The organism is Maribellus sediminis, from assembly GCF_011799805.1.
In the GTDB taxonomy this organism is placed as follows: domain Bacteria; phylum Bacteroidota; class Bacteroidia; order Bacteroidales; family Prolixibacteraceae; genus Draconibacterium; species Draconibacterium sediminis_A.
In genome coordinates, this window is the sequence record NZ_WXUB01000004.1 from 361,680 (window position 1) to 381,889 (window position 20,210).

The following is a 20,210-nucleotide window of genomic DNA, read 5'->3' on the forward strand; positions in this document are numbered from 1 at the left end:
TTTAATTTTGTTAAATTAATTTCCCCAATTATTCAGACTCTGTCCAGTAAGGTGCTTGTACCAGGTTTGGATTTTTATCAATCTCATCCTGGTAAATAGGGAACCAGTAATATTTTTTCTGATATACCCTTTTCTGGTATTGCGTACGCACGTAGAACGCTTTAGGATTTGACGGATCATCCGATTTTTCGGTACCTGAGAAATTCATACCGTAAAAATCTCCGTCCAATACATCATCCGCTTCTTTCCAGCGTCTCAGATCGTCGTACCGAACACCTTCTCCGCAGAGTTCAACACGGCGCTCGCGACGGATAATTTCACGCATTTCGTCCTGGTCATTCAGATTTACTGCGATATAACCATCTTTTTGAGAAGTTGCATATTGAGGAATACCGGCTCTCTCACGAATCAGGTTCAGGTAAGTAAGAATTTCCTGGCTTCCGGGGCTTACTTCGTTTAGTATTTCGCAATAACTAAGGTAGGCTTCGGCAAGGCGGTAAACAATGCCCGGACGATATTGCCATGAACCGTTTTTAGAATCTGAGTTGGGATGTTTTCTTTTTAACCCTAAATACCCGTTCTGTGGTGCGTCGTGCGTGTAGTTATTATCTTTTCCATACTGATAAAAATCAACATTCCGACGGTCCCAGATGTAATAGCGTTCGTTCCAAAGAATGGCATTGTAGAAACGCGGTTCGCGGTGTACATACATGTTGAAAGTTCCTGCTTTTGCCGCTACTTTTTCTTTGCCGTCGTACCAGTTCCAGTTATCGGTATTTCTTACATCATCGTTTGTTGAAAAACCACTTTCTGTATAACCTGATTCCGGATTGATGATCGGTTTTGTTTTGTCGCCGTTCTCATATCCAAGAATAGGAGACAGGCCATTTTCCATAAAAAATGCATCAACCAACGATTGGGTCATTCCCAGTCCGCCGTTTCCTCCGGCTCCGTATGGTGACATGTGTCGATCCAGCTCCGTTTGGTTTTGCGGACGTGCAAATAGTATTTCTTTATTACCATCTGCATAAGTACGGGCATGCACCCAGGCTGTTGATGCAAATGGATCGATACTGCCATCGTCGTTATACATTTTGTACAATTCATGGCCTGCAGCTTCAGCTTCCTGAATCAGCAATCGGTGTGCCTCCAGGGCTTTTTTCCATTTGTTTTCATCGTATGAGCTGTTGAAAAGCGGAGTGCCTTCAGTATCAGTAAAGTTGGCATAATCAGGGTTGCCGTTCACTAACGGAGATGCAGCAAAAAGTAGCATCCGCGCGCGTGCCGACAAACACATTATTGAAGTAACGCGGCCATATTTTATTGCCTGTGTATAGTTTGCCGGTAAAATTTTGGATGCTTCCAACATTTCATTGTCGCACCAGTCGATAATTTCATCGTAGGGAACAGGTCCGGTAAGCAATTCCTCAGTCGAACCATTGGTAGGTGCAATATAATCGGGCTGAAAAGGGCAAACACCATAACAATTTACAAACAAACTGTAGTAGTAAGCCTGTAAAAAACGACATTCGGCCTGTATGTATTCAACTTCCTGAGCGGTAATTGTAGTTCCTTCGATTGGCACAACATTGGCACGCAAAATATTTGCCGTACGAATGCGTTTAGGCAGATCTCCCCAGTAACCACCAGCCCATGGGGTTGCGGTGTTCCAGTTACCGGTAATTTTAGGAATGGCATCCCATCCCCATTGTTGCCAACGTTCAGAAGGTGTCCAGTCGTCGCCCATTACGCCCCATCCGGTTCGGTTTAAAGAAGCCCAGGTTGGGTCGGGTATACCGGAATACACATACGCCAGCATACTTTCCATTCTGTCTTTGTCGGTGAAAACCATATCCATGGTTAATTCTGTATCTGATTCTTTATCCAGGTAATCCGTGCAGGAAAACATGGTGCCCAGCAGCAGTATCAGGAATATATATTTTAGTTGTATTTTCATCTTTCTATATTTTATAGGTGATTTCATCTGTTTATAATTGTTTATTTTTTAAGGTAACAGATGTAACTCCCATGATTATAATCATTCGTATTTTTGTAAAATAATTTCTCATGGTCGTTTCATTATCAGAATATTAAGTCAATTCCGAGCATAACTGATTTAATTGGAGGATATTCAGTTCCGTTGGAAGTTGAAAGTTCAGGATCCCACAATTTGAAATCAGAAAATGTTAACAGGTTATTTCCGTTGATGTAAATACGACATGCTTTAAACAGATCTTTCTTTACCGAAGCCGGAATGTTATATCCAATTTCAATTTGTTTCAGACGCAGGAAGCTCATGTCCTTCTTCCACCAGGTAGAATTTGCATTGTTGTTGTAATTTGTAGCATACGACAAACGTGGATAGAAAACATCCTGCGATGGATTTTCTTTGGTCCAGCGGTCGGTATAGTTGGTGAAAATATTTCCCTGAATACCCTGTCCTGATCCCGGAATAAAGTACTCACTTTCGTCGCCAATAAAGCGGTAGGTGTCTCCAACTCCCTGGAAGAATACACTAAAATCGAAGCCATGTAACGAAATGTTTCCGCCAAATCCGTACACCATGCGCGGATCGTTGGTTCCGCCAACATAACCCTTGTCTTTTGAGTTAATAACCCCGTCTTCGTTCCAGTCTAAAATTTTAATGTCGCCCGGGCGAACTTCTGCCAATTCGTTTTGGGGCAACTCAGGCAACAGGTTTCCTGTAGCATCAAAGTCTTCTACTGTATACAACCCGATTGCCTCATAACCGTACAGTTCGTTTATTGAATGGCCGGTAATGTCCTGATGGGTTCCTTGTTGGCCTGCCGGAACATCATATTCCAGAATTTCGTTTTTGGCATAACTTACGTTGGCAAAAAACGAGATGTCGGCTTGGTTTATTTTTTTATTGTAAGTAATTGCAGCTTCACCCCCCCGGTTTTTTACTTTTCCGAAGTTGGCATAAGGAGTGCTTAACAAACCTGCCTGTGTGGGAACGGTGCGTCGTTGCATAAAAATATTGTCGCGGTATTCATGAAATGCGTCCAGTTGAATACGTAATGCAGATCGAATGCTGAACTCAATACCTACGTTCTTTTTTGTTACTGTTTCCCAGGTAAGGTTATTTACCCCTATTTCACCTTCTGTAACTCCATCTTTTTGATAGTCGGCAGTATTACCCCAGTGGTAACCGTCGGCTTCGGTATTCATTGTGGTTAAGTAGGCAAACCGTCTTTCAGAACCGATCTGGTCGTTTCCGGCCTGACCCCATGATGCACGGATTTTCAGGAAATCGACGGTTTCTTTCATGCCTGCCCAGAAATTCTCTTCAGACACCAACCAGCCCACGGCAAACGAAGGGAAGAACCCGTAACGTTGCCCTTCGGCAAAGTTTTCCGATCCGTTATATCCGAAGTTAAATTCTCCTACATATTTATTCTTAAACGAATAGGTGGCACGGCCTGCAATACCCTGGTTACGGAAGGGCTGAATGCCTCCATCGTCGTAACTGCGCTGGTTGAAAAGTAATAATCCTGTAAGGTTGTGGATGTCGTTAAAAGTATGATCGTAATTTACAATCCATTCCAGGTAAGTTTGGTTGTTTCCATAATCACTTCCTTCTTCGTAGTTCAAAAACTCAGAACCCGAACTTAATAAAGTCAGCTCCAATTCTCCTTCATCGTCGCGCGTTGTGGCCGGAAGATAATAAGTTGGATTTTTACTGCGCGTTAACGAGCTATAGCTGTAGTTGTCGAAAGAAAAAGACAGTTTAGTGCTTAAGCCTTCAGCAATAAAATCGAGTTTTTGTTCTAAGGCAAACAGCGATTCCATTTTACTGCTGGTATAAACGCCATATCCGTACTGGGTGAGGTAGGCCCATGGGTTTACCCTTGAACTGCGCACCGGAATTTTACCATCGGCATAAATGGCCGGGTGTACCATTGGCGGCGTGTCAAAAGCATAGTCCCATACGGTATTTGTTCCGTTCGACTGTTTGCGTAGTTTTTGCAGATATCCACCAACACTCAGTCGCATTGATGTAGTTTTTGTCAGGTTCAAATCTACATTCGAGCGCAGGTTGTAACGTGTTAATCCTGTGCTGGTATCGTACGAAAGCGAATTGTCTCTTTTCATGATACCATCCTCGTTATACGCCGAGGCAGTGAGGTTATAGCGTAACATGGCCGATCCTCCGTTTACATTCAGGTTTGCCCGGGTATTGTAAGCATGTTCTTTCGAAATAGCCTTTATCCAATCAACATTCGGATACAATTCAGGATCGTATCCGCTTCGGGTGCGGTCAATCGCCAGTTGCTCGTAATACGGAACTTTAAATTCTTCGGCAGCCAAATCGTTTAGCAGTTGCATATGATCGGCAGCACCAATAAACTCAGGCATTTGAGTTGGAGCTGTTATAGCACGTTCAACACGTACGTTTACCACCGGTTTTTGAATTTTTCCACGTTTGGTATTTACAATAATAACACCGTTTGCCCCGCGAACACCGTACATGGCACTGGCCGCCGCATCTTTCAGTATCGAAAATGATTCGATCTCTGAAATATCCAGGTCATCCAGTGTACGCTGAACACCGTCAACCAATACCAAAGGATTGGTACTTCCCGAGAAGGAAGAAATACCACGAATCCAGAAATTAGACTGGTTGTACCCCGGTTCGCCCGAACGGGTCACTGCAATAACTCCGGCCAGTTTACCGGCCAACGTATTTGAAATATTTTTTGATGAACTAATCTGTAATTCTCCCGGATTGATGTTTTGAATAGCACCAACTACCGAAGCCTTTTTCTGTGTACCGTAACCAACTACCATTACTTCATCCAGGTCGGTGGCTGTTTCTTCCAAAACAATGTCGCGAGGAACTTCATTAACCGAAATCTCCCGGGTTTGCATTCCGATAAAGGAGAAGGTAAGAATAGCATCGTCGGGGGCATTCAGGCTGTAAACACCATCGGCATTGGTAACCGTTCCGGTAGATGTTCCTTTTACAACCACTGAAACCCCGGGTAAGGGAATACCTTTGTTGTCGATAATTCGTCCGCTAACCGGTTTTTGGTCCTGTTCTGCAGGTTCTTCAAGCTTTGTCTCTTTTTCGGGAACCAGAACAATTTGCCTGTCGATTATTTTATAGGTCAGATTGGTGTTATCCAATACTTGTTCCAGAATTTCGTTCACCGATGATTGATCAGCGATCACATCAATTTTTCTTTCCAGATCGACCTGGCTATCCTTGTAAAAGATGTTAAACTCGCTCTGGTCCTGAATTTTTTCAAAAACCTGTTTCACGGTTACATTCCTTAACAGGAACGAAAACTTGGCACTTTGTGAATAAGTAGTGTTGGCAAAAACACTGCTCATTCCAACGAGCAAAAGAAAGATGGTTATCCTCATAATCCGAAGAAATTGGGTACTCACTTTGCCCCATGAGCAATACGGATACCTCGTTTTACTTTTTTTCATAAATTTGTTTGATTTATAAATTTTAGGATACATTGCCTGGCGGCAATGTTGATTAATTTTTACAGCCTGCAGATGCTGGAACATCTGCAGGCTTTCTCATTTTTAAAATAAAACAAGTGGTTTTACATAGGCTTAACTAGTTTAGATTTATGATTAGGTTATTGTTTTCTTTGTTTATTGAAATTTGAGTGGTTTCAGCTATAATATCCAACACCTCTTCTGCGGTGTTTTTTAAGTTTAAATTTCCCGAAAATGTTTCCTTGCCAATGGCTGGATTCTGTAATTCAATATTCACATTGTAATAGCGCGAAATCTTTTTTAGAATATTCTCAAGTGGTGCCTGTTCCAGAATCAGGTAGCCTTCGCGCCACGATAAATAGTTTTTTACCGTTACCTGGGTTTCCTCAAAAGTTTCTTTGTCATTATTGTAAACAATCCGTGTTCCCGGAAGAATTGTTCTTTTTTCATTTCTGAACAATGTCGTATTATTTGGACTGATCTCTATTTTACCTTCTGCCAGAACGGCACCGCTGGTTTTATCATCTTCGTAAGCATTTACGTTAAAAACGGTTCCAAGAACTTTTATTTCAAAGTCTTTGGTTTTTACGTAGAATGGTTTCCCATCCATGTGCGTAACGTCAAAAATAGCTTCTCCGTCGATGTATACTTCGCGTTTGTTGCCGGTGTTTGTTGCCGGGTATATCAGTTTCGATCCTGAATTCAACCATACTTTCGATCCATCGGCAAGTGTTATGTGCGTACGTTTTCCGTAGGGAACAACCAGCGTGTTGAAAACAGGCTTTTTTTCCTCTACCAACTGCGTAATTTTTTGAGTGGAATCGATGGTGATATTTTCGCCCTTCTCATCGTATAAAATGTTCGATTCTTCTTCGGCGATTAAAACCTGGCGGCCATCCTGCAGAATCAGCTGTGTAGCACTATCGGGTTGCGAAAATTGCAAGGTTTCAACCATGTTGTTGAAGTCAGTTTTTGTGCTGCTGAGTTGTATCTGCCAAACCGAAAATGCAACAATAAGGAAAGAAGCAGCCACAGCCCATCGTGCAAGTGTTTTTCTCCGCTTTTCACGGTGGATTGAAAACCTGAGTTGTTTACGTACGTCTTCTTTGTCCTGTAACGATGGCGCTTTTTTATAAGAAGTCAGAAAGGAATAAATAGTGCTGGCTAGTTGCAATTCTTCAGCTTCCGAATCATTTTTGTTTTCGGTTTTTTCGATGATGGAATCAATGCTGAATTGTTCATCTGCCAGAATATCGAATGCCTTTTTTACTTCGTTGTTATCCATTATGCTTTTAATCTACATCTACATAAAGTGGATGGAAGTAAAAACATAGACAAAAAAAAGAAAAATTTTTCTACCCGGTTTGAATTCTGTTTCTGAGTAAAAAAAACAGTAGTATGGAATTAGACGTTTTCCCTTTTTTTATGGCTTTCCGTAGTTCTTTTAATGCTCTGTATATCATTGTTCTGGCCGATTCAACCGATATGTTTAACGTGTCGGCAATTTCCGGGTAGCTTAAATTGTGTTCAAATTTTAGGGAAAGTGCTTCCTGTTGTTTTCTCGTCAGTTTTTTCATTACCTCGGCAAGTGCCCTGAAATGCTCTTTTTTTGTTTCGTCGGCAATAATCTCTTCTTCCAACGATATAACCGGTGTATCGTTTATAAGAAGCAGTTGCTCGTCGTGCAGAAGCGTTTTTCTTTTTGTCCCTTCTTTATGCAACAGCCGTCTTAAAGAACGTAACAGGTAATACTGAATGTTGTCGGTTTCAGAAAGTGTTTTGCGGTATTTGTAAAGATCTAGAAAAAGGTCGTGGATGCAGTCTTTTATAAAATACGTGTCTTTCGAAAAATTGAGGGCGTAGGAGTATAGTGCGTTGAAATACTGGTCGTAGATACGGTAAAACGCATCATCGTCACCATTCTTAAAACGTTCCCAAAGAAAATATGAAGGATTTTCTTTTTTCGCCATCTGTCCCTATGCCGTAATTTTCCCTCTAAAATATTGTGCTAATATATATAAAATGATCTTCTAACATCATTGTTCTGACTATACCTGTCTCATAATGCATAGTCTGTCAGTCCATGTACACATTTATTGAGCGTAATTTCCTTTATCACTATTCACTTATTGAATAAAATCTCATCTCATTTTCAACAAAGTGTTTGGGCATTTGGTTTTTAATTTTTCTGAATCAATAAGAACTAAGGAATTAGAAGCAACTGGAATGATAAACCTATTTCGCTGTTTATTTCTGCAGTTATTTGCGCTCGCTCTCAACAGAAAATACGAAACTGTCGCCGCGGTAATAGCCAAGGTTGAATTCAATTGGTCGCTGGTTGTCATCATACACAAGCCTGCGCCGGAATAGAATAGGATCGTCATGAGAAATATTCAACTTCTTACTTAAAAATGGTGTTGCTTTAATCGCACTTATTTCTTCGTAGGATAGCGCAGCCTTTACATTGTATTTTTTCTCTAGAATCTCATATAAGGGATTTGCAAAGTTTTCATCGCTGGTTATTCCCAGTTCCGGATTAAAATAGGAGATGAAGTAGACAAACGGGAAGTCTTTTTTACCGCGCAACCGTTCTAAAGTCATCACTTGTTTGTCGGGCTTTATACTGAAAAAGGAACTCACTTCTTTGCCGGCTGTTTGCCAGCTTACATGAAGTTCAAAATTCTGAACCTGAATTCCCATTGCTTTCATTTCCTGCGAGAAACTATACCAGTTTTTTGCCCGCCCCGATATTCCTTTCGCGGCCACTTTTGTGCCATATCCTTTCTTACGAACGAGCAATCCTTCGTAAACAAGCTTATTTATTGCTTGTCTCAGTGTGTTTCTCGATATGTTGAGTTGTTTAGACAGGTCGACTTCATTAGGAAGCAATTTCCCATTTTGGTATTCTTCCTGCTGTATCATTTCCCGAAGAAGCGCTTCAGCTTGTAGGTGCAGTGGTGTTTGACTTTTATGATCTATGTTCAACCTCATGTTTATACATTTATCTGCGCCCAAAGATACGCTAAACACAATAAAATAAAATATATTCCTCAATATTTTAAGTTTTTAGAAATTTGTATATGTTTGCACAAGGAATTAAATGTATGAACATATAGTTTTATTCGTAGGAGTTTTAAATATTTTTGGTTATCCTATACTGGTTTAACGAGTAAGAAAATAAAAATCAATAATAATATGAGAAGCATTTTAGGTTTTATTACAGTGTTGGTGGTAAGTTGTTTTTGTGGAAACAGCTTCGGTCAGGAGCTAACAAAATATGTCGACCCAAATATCGGAACTGCCCATTCGCGCTGGTTCTTTTATACGCCGGCAGCGGTGCCGTTCGGAATGGCAAAACTGGCTCCGTCAACCAATGCACATTACGGGAATGAGCAGGGCTGGGAAGCCGTTGGTTACGACGACCGCGACAGCTCAATCGAAGGTTTTGCGAACCTGCACGAGTTTCAGGTGGGTGGAATTGTTTTTGCTCCAACAGTGGGTGAACTGCAAACTGTTCCCGGAGATCTTGAGAATCCTGACGGCGGATACCGCTCGCGTTTCGACCGCAAAAATGAATATGCAACAGCGGGTTATTATTCGGTTTGGCTCGACGATTATAAAGTTAAAGCCGAGCTGACTGCCACGAAACGTGTTGGATTTCATCGTTATACTTTCCCGGAATCAGAGTCGGCAAATATTCTTTTTGATATTGGCAACCAACAAGGTGAAAGCGGCAAAGTAAAAGATGCGGAAGCTGTTATAACAGCAGATGGGCGAATTGAAGGTTATGTGATTACCGAACCTGAGTACGTAAAAAAATACCAGAAAGGTGCTGACGTTAAAATGTATTTCACGGCTGTTTTAGACAAAAAACCAACAGCATACGGAACTTTTAAAGGAACTGATATTTTCAGAAACGAAAAGAAGATTAACGGTGTAGGAGCCGGAGTTTTCCTCACCTTTTCCACTAAAGAAAATGAAGCGGTTACCATTAAAGTTGGTTTGTCGTATACTTCTGTTGAAAATGCCAGACTTAACCTTGAAACGGAGGCAAAGAATCTGACTTTTGAAAAGGCAAAGAAAGCCAGTCTCAAAACCTGGGAGGATTACCTGGGCAGGGTTACTGTTGAAGGAAAAAATGAAGCCAATAAAGTAAAATTTTACACCGGGCTTTTCCATGCTCTGTTAGGGCGTGGTTTGGCCAGCGATGTGAATGGTGCCTATCCGAAAAATAACGGTGAAGTGGGACAAATTGAGTTGGACGGAAAGGGAAATCCTGTTCATAACCACTACAATACCGATGCCATTTGGGGAGCTTTCTGGAACCTGACACAATTGTGGGCCATTGCTTATCCTGAATATTATTCCGACTGGATTCAGAGTCAGTTGCTGGTGTACAAAGATGCCGGCTGGCTGGGCGACGGAATTGCGTGCAGTAAATATGTTTCGGGAGTGGGAACCAATTTTACCAGCCTGGCAATTGCTGCGGCTTACAATTGTGGAATTCGCGATTTTGATGTGGAGCTGGGTTACGAAGCAGCGTTGAAAAACGAAATCGAGTGGAAAGGCCGGATTGAAGGTGCCGGAAAGATGGATGTGCGTCAGTTTGTGGAACGCGGCTATAGCCCGTACGACGAACGTTATGCCTGGATAACCGTTGACGAAGGATCGGGATTCTCAGCTTCGCACACACTGGAATATTCGTTCAGCAGTTTTGCGGTAGCTCAATATGCCAAGCACCTTGGCAAAACCGACGATTATAAATTGTTATCCCGCCTGTCTGATGGATGGAAGTTGTTATTTGATGAAGAAACAAAACTGATCAGGCCAAGAGATCTTGACGGTAATTTTATTCAAAACTTTGATCCTTTGGCACCATGGATTGGCTTTCAGGAAGGGAACGCTATTCAATACACTTTTTATGTGCCGCACCAGCCTGAAGAGCTGGTGAAGAAGCTAGGACGGGAAACCTTTAATAATCGTCTCGACAGCATCTTTATTGCATCGCAAAAAAATATTTTCGGAGGCGGAAAAGAAGTGGATGCTTTTGCCGGACTGAAAGCTCTATACAACCACGGAAATCAACCGAATCTGCATATCTCATGGATGTTTAACTTTTCGGGAAGACCCGACCTGACCCAAAAATGGGTGCGTGCAATTTGCGACGAATTCTACGGAACAGAAGGAATTCACGGCTATGGTTACGGACAGGATGAAGACCAGGGGCAACTTGGTGCGTGGTATGTAATGGCCGGAATTGGTTTGTTCGACGTAAAAGGACTTACTGCAATTGATCCTGAAATGCAGATTGGCAGCCCGTTGTTTGATAAAATTACCATCCAGCTTAACCCCGATTATTACAAAGGAAAACAGTTTGTTATTGAAACTGAAAATAACTCGAAAGACAATGTTTATGTGCAGAAAATTGAGTTGGATGGAGAAGTTCAGGATTCACCATTTGTCAAATTTCAGGATATTGTAAATGGTGGCAAATTAAAACTGAAGATGTCGGGAACACCAAAAATCAATCAGTAATTAGTTGAACTCAATTCTCTCTTTGCGAAACAGTTCGCAGTAAAATATATTAGATAATGGAAAAACGGAAAACAACACAGTTTTTAATGCCTGTTGAAAAGGATGGCGCGGTGGTGAATGGCTACGATATATATCCCTCGTTAAAATTGGGGAGCGATGTAATTTCAACCGACTTATCGGCACTTGCCGAAAAGCTTAAAGGAGAAAGTACAATTATTATCAACGGCTATGTTGGAACGTACTTCGAAAACTTCAGGTTGTTATTTGATAATGCGCTCACCGCATCGGGAAAATCAACCAACTGGATAAATGTGGAAACAGCCTTAAAACCGGAAAATGAAATCGATGAGCTGATTTCTCCGTTTTTGGGCGACGAAGATTCGATATTCGGAACAAGAGCGACCATTAAACTGGAAGATTATTTTGATTCAGAAAAACTGAAAAATATAACAGCTGAAGCAAACGCAGATATTAACGTGATCTACGGTGCCGGAGCTTCTCTTGCAGGTTGGAATGGAAAGCTATTGTATATCGATTTGCCCAAAAACGAACTTCAGTTCAGAGCTCGTGCCGAAAGTATTAAAAACCTTGGTGCAAGCAAGGTGGCCGATATGAAGAAGATGTACAAACGGTATTATTTCGTTGATTGGGTGGTGTTGAATAAACACAAAAAAGAACTGCTAAACGACATTGATTTTATTATCGATGGTCAGCAGTTGGAAGTATGGCCGTGGATGACTGGAGATAAGTTTCGAGAAGCTTTAACAAAATTAAGCCAAAACTTTTTCAGGGTTCGCCCGTGGTTTGAGCCAGGAGTTTGGGGAGGAACCTGGATTAAAGACAATATCGAAGGTTTAAATACCGAAGCACAAAATTATGCATGGTCGTTCGAGTTGATTACTCCCGAGAACGGAATTGTTTTCGAGAGTTCGCAGAAACTGCTCGAAGTATCCTTCGATTTTCTGATGTTTGCCCAAAGAGATGCAATAATGGGAGTTGATGAGGATAAGTATGGTTACGAATTTCCGCTGCGTTTTGATTTTCTCGATACTTTCGATGGCGGAAACCTTTCGGTGCAGTGTCATCCGCGTCCGGAGTATTGTAAAGAGCATTTTGGCGAAGACATTACCCAGGAAGAAACCTATTATATTCTCGATCGGAAAAATGATGCCGTTGTATATATCGGATTTCAGGACGACATAGAGCCGAAGAAATTTGAGACGGCTTTGTGGGATAGTTACAATACCAATACCGCCATCGATATTACAAAATATGTGCAGGAGATACCTGCCAATAAACACGACCTGTTTCTTATTCCGCCGGGAACAATTCATGGTTCGGGAATCGATAATTTAGTGCTCGAAATCAGTACAACGCCCTACATTTTTACCTTTAAGATGTACGACTGGGTGCGTCCTGATTTGGATGGAAATCCGCGACCATTGAATATCGAACACGGAATGAAAAACCTGTATTTCGACCGCAAAGGGGAGAAGGTGACGAAAGAGTTAGTTTCTCACCCAAGGCTGATTCAGGAGGGCAACGACTGGCAGTTATACGAACTTCCAACGCATGAAAAACACAGTTACCGCGTAAAACGGTACCATTTCAATTCGGAAATTGAAGTTGAAACCGAAGGGAAATTTCACGTACTTAGCTTGGTTGAAGGAACTTCAATTGAAGTTGAATCGGAAAACGGACGAAAGGAAACTTTCAGGTTTGCTGAAACCTTTGTGGTGCCGGCTGCTGCAAAATCCTATACCATTCGCAATTTCTCGGGCGCTGAAGCTAAGGTTGTTGTGGCATTTATGAAATAATAACTATGGTTAAAAAATTTGCAATAGGAGTTGATGTGGGAGGAAGCCACATCAGCTCCGTATTGGTGGACATAAATTCCGGAAATATCGTAAAAGAAAGTTTGGCGGAAGTAAAGGTTGATAACCAGGCATCGGCAAATGAAATTCTCGATAAATGGGCGGTTGCAATTGTTGAAACGATGTTGTTTACCGATCGTGATAAACTGGTTGGAATTGGTTTTGCTATGCCCGGGCCTTTTGATTACAAAAAAGGCGTGGCCTTGTTAAAAAACGTTGCCAAGTACGACAGTTTGTATGGAATGAACATTGGCGACGAATTAAAGAAACGTCTGGAATTGCCGGCTGAAATGCCCTTCAGGTATTCGAACGATGCGCTGTCGTTTGCCATAGGCGAATGCTGGGGCGGCAAAGCTGCAAACTATAAAAACGTTATGGCTATTACGCTGGGAACGGGTTTCGGATCAGCTTTTCTTACCAACGGAGTTCCTGTAATCGATGGAGATTTGGTACCGGAGCAGGGCTATGTTTATAATATCCCTTATAAAAACGGCATTGCCGACGACCACTTTTCTACACGCTGGTTTGTAGATGAATATAAACGCCGAACCGGAAAAATATGTGCAGGGGTTAAAGAAATTGCAGATGCCGTTAACGAAGACGAGGCTGCAAAACTACTTTTCGAAGACTTTGGATGCAATCTGGCGAATTTCCTGTCTTCACTTCTTGCCACATTCAATGCTGAATGTCTTGTTATTGGCGGAAATATTTCCGGTGCCTATTCCTTGTTTGGTAACACTTTTCAGGAGGTTTTGAAAGAGGAGAAACTTAATGTTGATGTCGTAATTTCTGAACTGATGGAGTCGGCAGCAATGGTGGGAAGCGCCCGGCTTTTGGACGACGAATTTTGGACTAAAATGGAGCCTTTGGTGGCTAAAATCTAACGAGCAAAAAACTTATGAGCAAAAAATCGAATTTAGCCGTACTACCGGTTTTGTTTAGCTTCTTTATTATGGGCTTTGCCGATGTGGTCGGCATTTCATCCAGCTACGTAAAGCAGGATTTTGGTTTGAGTGATTCAATGGCCAACCTTTTACCCATGATGGTATTTCTATGGTTTGCCGTGTTTTCGGTACCAACTGGTGTGCTAATGAACAAACTGGGTCGAAAGAATACCGTTTTGCTGAGTATTGTTGTTACACTGCTGGCTTTGTTGGTTCCATTGGCTAGCTACAGTTATTCAATGGTGTTGATTGCCTTTGCTTTGCTGGGCATCGGAAACACAATATTGCAGGTTGCATTGAATCCGTTGTTGACCAATGTGGTTAGTGGCGAGAAATTAACCAGTAGCCTGACGCTTGGCCAGTTTGTAAAAGCCATTGCTTCATTTATAGGTCCTATTGTTGCAGGCGTGGCATCCGGCACATTTGGGAACTGGAAACTTATGTTCCCGTTTTTTGCTCTGATTACCTTATTGTCGGGTTTGTGGCTCATACTTACTCCAATTCAAAAAGAACAATCAAACAGTGAAACTGCCGGCTTTGCTGCAAGCTTTAACTTGTTGAAGGATCCGGTTATGCTGAGCTTCTTTTTTGCAATTGTGGTATTAGTCGGGATTGATGTTGGGTTGAACGTTACTTTACCTAAGTTTCTGATGGAACGTACCGTGATGCCGTTGGAGAAAGCCGGATTGGGCACGAGCTTATATTTTGCAGCCCGTACCATAGGTACTTTTATCGGCGCCATTTTACTGATGAAATATTCGGGGAGGAAATTTTACATCGGGAGTGCCGTTTTAGGAATTGTTGCATTGGCGGTTATGGTTGCTATTCCAGGTCCGGTTTCATTAATGTATACGATGATATTTTGCTCCGGTCTGGCAGTTGCCAATGTGTTTTCCATTGTTTTTTCGGCTGCATTGCGGCGAAAACCTGAGTATGCAAACGAAGTTTCGGGTTTGCTGATAATGGGAGTTGCAGGAGGGGCAATCGTGCCTCCAGTCATGGGATTGGTATCCGACGCTGTGGGACAAACCGGGGCAATGCTTGTTGTGCTTTTGCTGTTTGTTTATCTTCTGATAAACGCGTTAAAAATGAAATAGAGGGGCTTGCAAGAGCCTTTATTTGGAGTTGATAAACAGGTCGATAAAAAGCAGGGCCAGGAAACCAAGCTCAGTTAAATTCTTTTTTATGAATTTGCTTGCTTTGCTTAAATGATCTTCAACTGTTTTTACTGAAATACCGAGCTCCATTGCTATTGTGTTATTTGGTAAACCCTGTACTTTACTAAGTTGGTAGATTTTTTTTCGCTGCGGAGGAAGTTGTTCGATTAAGTTCTCCAGTTCTTTTGAAAGCTGGTTGTAGTTGAACTGCGATTCAGTATCAATACTATTAATAATTACCTTATGCTTTAAATGTTCGAGGTAGTCCTTTTCAGAAAGCTTTTTGCGAAAAACTGATATAATAGTGTTTTTGGTAACTGTAAACAAGTAAGCATCAAGATTAGAGTCTTTCTTTAATTTGTTGCGGTTGATCCATAGGTTCACAAATACTTCCTGTACGATGTCGAGAACCTCTGATTCTGATTTTAGGTAAGCCATTGCAAAGCGATAAAGCCTCGGACTATATTCTGCATATAAGTCATTAATAGCGGTTTTATCGCCACTAATAAACCTATTTATCAGTTTGTCTTTGTTCATCTGTATCTGTTTGCTTGCCAAAGCACAAATCTATAAAATGTTTTTAGATTCTGGTGGAACCATCAAAAGGGAGCAAAATTCGTTTGAAAATAAAATTGAAAAAAATGTAAAACCGAAGCAGGGGTTTTTTATACTTTACGCGTTTAACAAGTGACTACAAGAATATATGAAGGAATTTTATACGAAATATCTCGAAAACAACTGTACTGAAACTGAGTTTCAGAGTTTTGTTGAACTCTTTATTAAGCCGGACAAGAAACCGGTTTTAGATGCTAATATGCTGGAGCATTGGAAAAGCCAGAAGGCGAATGAAGGAGAGACTCCCGATTTATCGGATACACTGCATAAAATACATTTTGAAATAAATAACAAGGAAACAGGATCACGCAAAACCCGTAAATTATTTACTTATATAACACGTGTTGCGGCAGTCCTTCTTATTCCTTTGGCTATTGCTCTTTTTTTTACGCTCAATAAAACGGAGGTTTATACTGAGATGCAAACCATCTCAACGCCGCTGGCATCAAAAACTCATTTTGTATTGCCCGACAGCTCTGAAGTTTGGTTAAATTCAGGTTCTACCTTGCAATTCCCTCACAAATTTGACGGAAACAAGCGTTTGGTAAAACTTACAGGAGAAGCCTATTTTGATGTGAAAAAGAGCAAAACACCATTTGAAGTTCAGGCTAACAATGTAAGTGTAAATGTACTCGGTACAGCTTTTAATGTGATGAGCTATTCAAATACCAACCCTGAAGTAACCTTGGAAAGGGGAAAAGTACAATTGATTTCGAACTCCGGTGTACAGCAAATTCTGGAGCCAGGCGAGCATGCTGTTATCGACGCGTCAACATCAGCAATTCATGTTGAGAAAGTGGATACTGAAATATATTCATCGTGGATAAATAACAAGTTGATTTTCAAAAACGAATCGTTGAAAGATGTTGTTGAACGCCTGGAGCGATGGTATAATATTTCGATAGAAATTGATGATAAGTTTATTTCAGATAAGAAATTAACGGCAACGATAGAATATGAATCGATTACTGAAGTGATGGATTTGCTGGAGATAACAATGTCGCTGAAATATTCCTACGATAAGAATGAAAGAAAGCTAATAATTAAACCTGTAAAATAATAAATCTGCCTATGAAATAATCCAGTAAAACGAGCCCTCAAACAAGAAGAAGTAGGGAAGCCACGAACTTCCCCACCTCTGAAAAATAATTAATAAAATTATTAATCTTAATACGTCAAATCTATGAAAAAAAAGAGATTGAAGGAAATCCCTTTGGGGACTTTCTTCTTAAAACTTTTAAGACTTATGAAAGTAACTTTGTTTTTGTTATGTGTAAGTGTTTTTTCAGTACTGGCTAATGAAAGCTATTCACAGATAACCCGGTTATCGGTTGAGCTGAAAAATACAGATATAAAAAGTGTCCTCGAAGAAATTGAGAGTCAAAGTGAGTTTCATTTTTTCTACTCTGAGGATGCTATCGATGCAGAAAGAAAGGTGTCGGTAAATTTTAGAAATACGGACATTGAGCGAATTCTGGATCAGATTTTCGAAGGAACCGGTGTCGAATACAAAATTGTTGGCAGACAGGTCGCTTTATTTAAAGGCGATGATAACAGCATTGATTTATCGGCGATGCAACAACAATTTGTTAAAGGACAAGTTACCGGACCTGATGGTCAGCCAATTCCAGGGGTAACCGTGATTGTAAAAGGTACAACCCAGGGAACAGTTACCGACATTGATGGTAATTTCGAGGTAAGTAATGTGGAGCCTGATGCTGTGCTGGCATTCTCATTTGTTGGGATGCTTTCCCAGGAAATAGTTGTTGGCAATCAAACCAACATTTCGGTGGTGATGCAGGAAGATGCAATTGGCATTGAAGAGGTTGTTGTTATTGGCTATGGAACCATGCAAAAGAAAAACCTGATTGGTTCTGTCGATCAGGTTAATTCCGATCTGATTGAAGACCGTCCGGTTGCAAATGCAGTTCAGGCTTTACAAGGTGCTTCTGCCAACCTGATCATTCAGCAACGAAGCATGAACCCGAACGACAACAGTATGAATATTAACATTCGTGGGGTAAGCACCATGAATAACAATAACCCCTTAGTTGTAATTGATGGAATGATTACCGAGATGGGGAGTTTGAACAACCTGAATCCGGCCGATATTGAAAATGTATCGGTATTGAAGGATGCCGGTAGTGCTGCTATTTATGGATCGCGTTCATCAAATGGGGTTATCCTTGTAACCACAAAGAAAGGAGTAAAAAGCGGGAAGCCGGTTGTACGTCTGACTACAATGACAGGTTTTCAAAATCCGGAAGTATTATTCCAGCCTGTAAAAGGATATGAGAATGCTTTGTTAAAAAACCAGGCACTTTTGAATGTGGGATCATCGCCAAAATATACTCCTGCCGAAATCAGGGATTTCCAGGAAAATGGAGACGGAGAATGGTTTCTTGACGGAATTTTGCAAAGCGCTTTACAGCAAAATTATAATGCCAGCATTTCAGGTGGTTCCGAGAATTCAACCTACATGGTTTCAGCCGGATATTATAACCAGGAAAGCAACTTTGTAGGCAACTTTGGCATCGAGCGTTATAATTTCAGAACCAATTTAGTGAGCGATTACGGTAAATTGAAATTAAGTGCTTTAATGGCGTATAACCGCACCATGCAGAAAGCACCTAATGCCAGCACCGCATTTCTTATTGTTGATGGTTCGCGTATTCCGCCTTACTACAACTACAAAATGAAAGCTGATAATGGAAAGTACCTGATTAACGATGTACTTTCGCAGTTTAACCCGCTGGGACAATTGGAAGCAGGCGGTTTCCAGAAAAAAGATGAAGATAACTTTTTGGGTAGTCTGAACATGGAACTGGACCTGGCCAAAGGTTTAAAAGCAACAGGAATGGTTGGTTTGGATTTAGGAGCTAACCACCGTTTTATTCGGGGGCTGGAAGTTCCTTTCTACTCAAGCGAAACGGCTGAAAAGCCAAACTCGTATGCCAACGATACCAGACCTACCGAAGATTACAACGAGAAAAGGTACATTCTGAATACTCAATTTTTGTTGGAATACAACCGTACGTTCAAAGAAGATCATAATGTTTCGGGTTTGATAGGTGTTTCCAATGAATCGTACACCCGTCAGGCGAACGAAATAAGAATGAAATATACTGATCCCGATCTCGGGTTGCCGCAGTCGGATACCGAAATTGATCCGGGGAGCTACAACACACCTGCACAAACACAGGAAAGAAGTATTTATTCCGTTTTTGGTCGTGCAGGCTATAACTACAAAGACAAATATTATGGCGAATTCAGTTTCAGATACGATGGTTCGTCTAAATTTTCGAAAGATTACCGCTGGGGATTTTTCCCATCGTTTACAGCAGGTTGGCGTTTGTCTGAAGAAAGTTTCATGGACAACTACAAAAGCAATGTCGGTGACTTGAAATTGCGTAGTTCGTATGGTGTACTTGGTAACCAGAATGTTGATGATTACTCGTATTTTACAACCTACACAGTGTATAACAACAGTTACGGTTTCAATAACGAAGCTGTATCGGGCACAGGTTTCGACTTTGGAAACAGTATTCTTCAATGGGAACAGTCTGCCAATTTTAACATCGGAGCAGATGCTACATTCTTTGATTATAAACTGTCGGTTTCAGTCGATTATTTTAACAAACTCACTTCTCAAATTCTGTTGACACCGGTTGTTCCATCAGTGTTTGGTGGTGCGGTTGCTAAAGAAAATGCAGGCGAAATGAGAAACCGCGGATGGGAAGCTACTATTAATTATCACGCAAAAACTGGGGCGTTTGACCACAATGTGAGACTTAATGTGGCCGATGCAAAGAATGAAGTGGTTGATTTTGGTGGAAACGAACAAATTGATTCCAACGACCAGTTACGCAAATTAATTCGCGAAGGCGAAGCCTTGGGATCGTACTTTGGTTACAAAACCGATGGCTATTTCGGAAGTTACCAGGAGATTGAGAACAGTGCTTTACCAATTGGCGCAACTGTTGAACCGGGCGATGTAAAATATGTAGATTCAAATGACGACGGAGTGATTGACGATAAGGACCGCCAGGTTCTTGGAAACGCATTTCCTCGATATACTTTTGGCTTAAACTACGACCTTAGCTGGAAGGGATTTGACCTTGGTGTTTTAATTCAGGGAGTAGGTAAACGCGATATGTTCCTGCGTGGTGAATTGGTTGAGCCTTTCCATGCGAATTATTCGTATGTAATCTACCAGCATCAGTTAGATTTCTGGACGCCGGTAAATCCTGATGCAGAATGGCCACGACTGTCGGCTCCCGGATCATCATCGAACCAAAATAACTGGGGAAGAGCTTCTGATATTTATATTTTCAATGCGGCTTATGTGCGCTTGAAAAACATTCAGTTGGGCTATACTTTGCCAAAAGAACTCACTGCTAAAGTAGGTGTGCAAAAATTACGATTGAGCGTAAATGCACAGAATCTGTTCACGCTTTCAAACGTTTCTTTTATCGATCCTGAATCGACTGAGTTTGGAAGTAATATGGGAGGAACCGGGGGAACCGGAGCAAACAGCGGCCGGAATTATCCTACGCTTAAGTACTACGGTTTTGGTTTAGAGTTAGAATTTTAAAATTAAATGACAT

Annotated in this window: 12 protein-coding genes; 6 read left to right on the plus strand and 6 right to left on the minus strand. The window is 41.2% G+C overall.

Annotated elements, in window-relative coordinates; all coding sequences use genetic code 11:
• Positions 1 to 28: 28 nt before the first annotated feature.
• From HFD85_RS16275 to HFD85_RS16295, 5 genes are all read right to left on the minus strand, one after another.
• Positions 29 to 1,957: a RagB/SusD family nutrient uptake outer membrane protein gene (locus tag HFD85_RS16275; protein WP_167612261.1), complete on the minus strand. Its 1,929-nt coding sequence runs from the start codon at positions 1,955 to 1,957 to the stop codon at positions 29 to 31.
• 125 nt (positions 1,958 to 2,082) lie between these two features.
• Positions 2,083 to 5,460 (minus strand): TonB-dependent receptor, encoded by a 3,378-nt coding sequence (locus HFD85_RS16280; RefSeq protein WP_167612264.1) that lies wholly within the window; start codon positions 5,458 to 5,460, stop codon positions 2,083 to 2,085.
• Positions 5,461 to 5,596: 136 nt separating this feature from the next.
• On the minus strand, positions 5,597 to 6,763 hold the full coding sequence (locus HFD85_RS16285; RefSeq protein WP_167612267.1) for a FecR family protein: 1,167 nt from the start codon (positions 6,761 to 6,763) through the stop codon (positions 5,597 to 5,599).
• 70 nt (positions 6,764 to 6,833) lie between these two features.
• Positions 6,834 to 7,448: an RNA polymerase sigma factor gene (locus HFD85_RS16290; protein WP_167612270.1), complete on the minus strand. Its 615-nt coding sequence runs from the start codon at positions 7,446 to 7,448 to the stop codon at positions 6,834 to 6,836.
• 289 nt (positions 7,449 to 7,737) lie between these two features.
• On the minus strand, positions 7,738 to 8,469 hold the full coding sequence (locus HFD85_RS16295; protein ID WP_206081999.1) for a GntR family transcriptional regulator: 732 nt from the start codon (positions 8,467 to 8,469) through the stop codon (positions 7,738 to 7,740).
• Positions 8,470 to 8,673: 204 nt separating this feature from the next.
• Here HFD85_RS16295 and HFD85_RS16300 point away from each other — a divergent pair, with 204 nt between their 5' ends.
• The 4 genes from HFD85_RS16300 to HFD85_RS16315 are packed head-to-tail and all read left to right on the plus strand — an operon-like array spanning position 8,674 to position 14,928.
• The gene (locus tag HFD85_RS16300; protein ID WP_167612274.1) at positions 8,674 to 11,013 is read left to right on the plus strand and encodes a GH92 family glycosyl hydrolase; all 2,340 of its coding nucleotides are present in this window, start codon (positions 8,674 to 8,676) and stop codon (positions 11,011 to 11,013) included.
• Between the two features lie 56 nt (positions 11,014 to 11,069).
• Positions 11,070 to 12,830, plus strand: coding sequence for a class I mannose-6-phosphate isomerase (locus HFD85_RS16305; RefSeq protein WP_206082000.1), 1,761 nt, complete (start codon positions 11,070 to 11,072; stop codon positions 12,828 to 12,830).
• A gap of 5 nt (positions 12,831 to 12,835) precedes the next feature.
• Entirely contained in the window at positions 12,836 to 13,771 is a 936-nt protein-coding gene (locus HFD85_RS16310) for an ROK family protein (RefSeq protein WP_167612277.1), read from the plus strand.
• Between the two features lie 14 nt (positions 13,772 to 13,785).
• On the plus strand, positions 13,786 to 14,928 hold the full coding sequence (locus HFD85_RS16315) for an MFS transporter (RefSeq protein ID WP_167612280.1): 1,143 nt from the start codon (positions 13,786 to 13,788) through the stop codon (positions 14,926 to 14,928).
• A gap of 18 nt (positions 14,929 to 14,946) precedes the next feature.
• Here the strand turns inward: HFD85_RS16315 and HFD85_RS16320 are convergent, their stop codons facing one another.
• The gene (locus tag HFD85_RS16320) at positions 14,947 to 15,525 is read right to left on the minus strand and encodes an RNA polymerase sigma factor (protein ID WP_167612283.1); all 579 of its coding nucleotides are present in this window, start codon (positions 15,523 to 15,525) and stop codon (positions 14,947 to 14,949) included.
• Between the two features lie 166 nt (positions 15,526 to 15,691).
• Here HFD85_RS16320 and HFD85_RS16325 point away from each other — a divergent pair, with 166 nt between their 5' ends.
• Positions 15,692 to 16,663 (plus strand): FecR family protein, encoded by a 972-nt coding sequence (locus tag HFD85_RS16325; RefSeq protein WP_167612286.1) that lies wholly within the window; start codon positions 15,692 to 15,694, stop codon positions 16,661 to 16,663.
• A gap of 186 nt (positions 16,664 to 16,849) precedes the next feature.
• Positions 16,850 to 20,197 (plus strand): TonB-dependent receptor, encoded by a 3,348-nt coding sequence (locus HFD85_RS16330; RefSeq protein ID WP_167612289.1) that lies wholly within the window; start codon positions 16,850 to 16,852, stop codon positions 20,195 to 20,197.
• The last annotated feature ends 13 nt before the right edge of the window (positions 20,198 to 20,210 follow it).

Excerpts from the sequence above, each read along its gene's own strand:
- HFD85_RS16325 (WP_167612286.1), top strand. The coding sequence starts at position 15,692 with ATGAAGGAATTTTATACGAAATATCTCGAAAACAACTGTACTGAAACT.
- HFD85_RS16295 (WP_206081999.1), bottom strand. The coding sequence starts at position 8,469 with ATGAGGTTGAACATAGATCATAAAAGTCAAACACCACTGCACCTACAA.
- HFD85_RS16280 (WP_167612264.1), bottom strand. The coding sequence starts at position 5,460 with ATGAAAAAAAGTAAAACGAGGTATCCGTATTGCTCATGGGGCAAAGTG.
- HFD85_RS16320 (WP_167612283.1), bottom strand. The coding sequence starts at position 15,525 with ATGAACAAAGACAAACTGATAAATAGGTTTATTAGTGGCGATAAAACC.
- HFD85_RS16300 (WP_167612274.1), top strand. The coding sequence starts at position 8,674 with ATGAGAAGCATTTTAGGTTTTATTACAGTGTTGGTGGTAAGTTGTTTT.
- HFD85_RS16315 (WP_167612280.1), top strand. The coding sequence starts at position 13,786 with ATGAGCAAAAAATCGAATTTAGCCGTACTACCGGTTTTGTTTAGCTTC.
- HFD85_RS16330 (WP_167612289.1), top strand. The coding sequence starts at position 16,850 with ATGAAAGTAACTTTGTTTTTGTTATGTGTAAGTGTTTTTTCAGTACTG.
- HFD85_RS16275 (WP_167612261.1), bottom strand. The coding sequence starts at position 1,957 with ATGAAAATACAACTAAAATATATATTCCTGATACTGCTGCTGGGCACC.
- HFD85_RS16285 (WP_167612267.1), bottom strand. The coding sequence starts at position 6,763 with ATGGATAACAACGAAGTAAAAAAGGCATTCGATATTCTGGCAGATGAA.
- HFD85_RS16310 (WP_167612277.1), top strand. The coding sequence starts at position 12,836 with ATGGTTAAAAAATTTGCAATAGGAGTTGATGTGGGAGGAAGCCACATC.
- HFD85_RS16305 (WP_206082000.1), top strand. The coding sequence starts at position 11,070 with ATGGAAAAACGGAAAACAACACAGTTTTTAATGCCTGTTGAAAAGGAT.
- HFD85_RS16290 (WP_167612270.1), bottom strand. The coding sequence starts at position 7,448 with ATGGCGAAAAAAGAAAATCCTTCATATTTTCTTTGGGAACGTTTTAAG.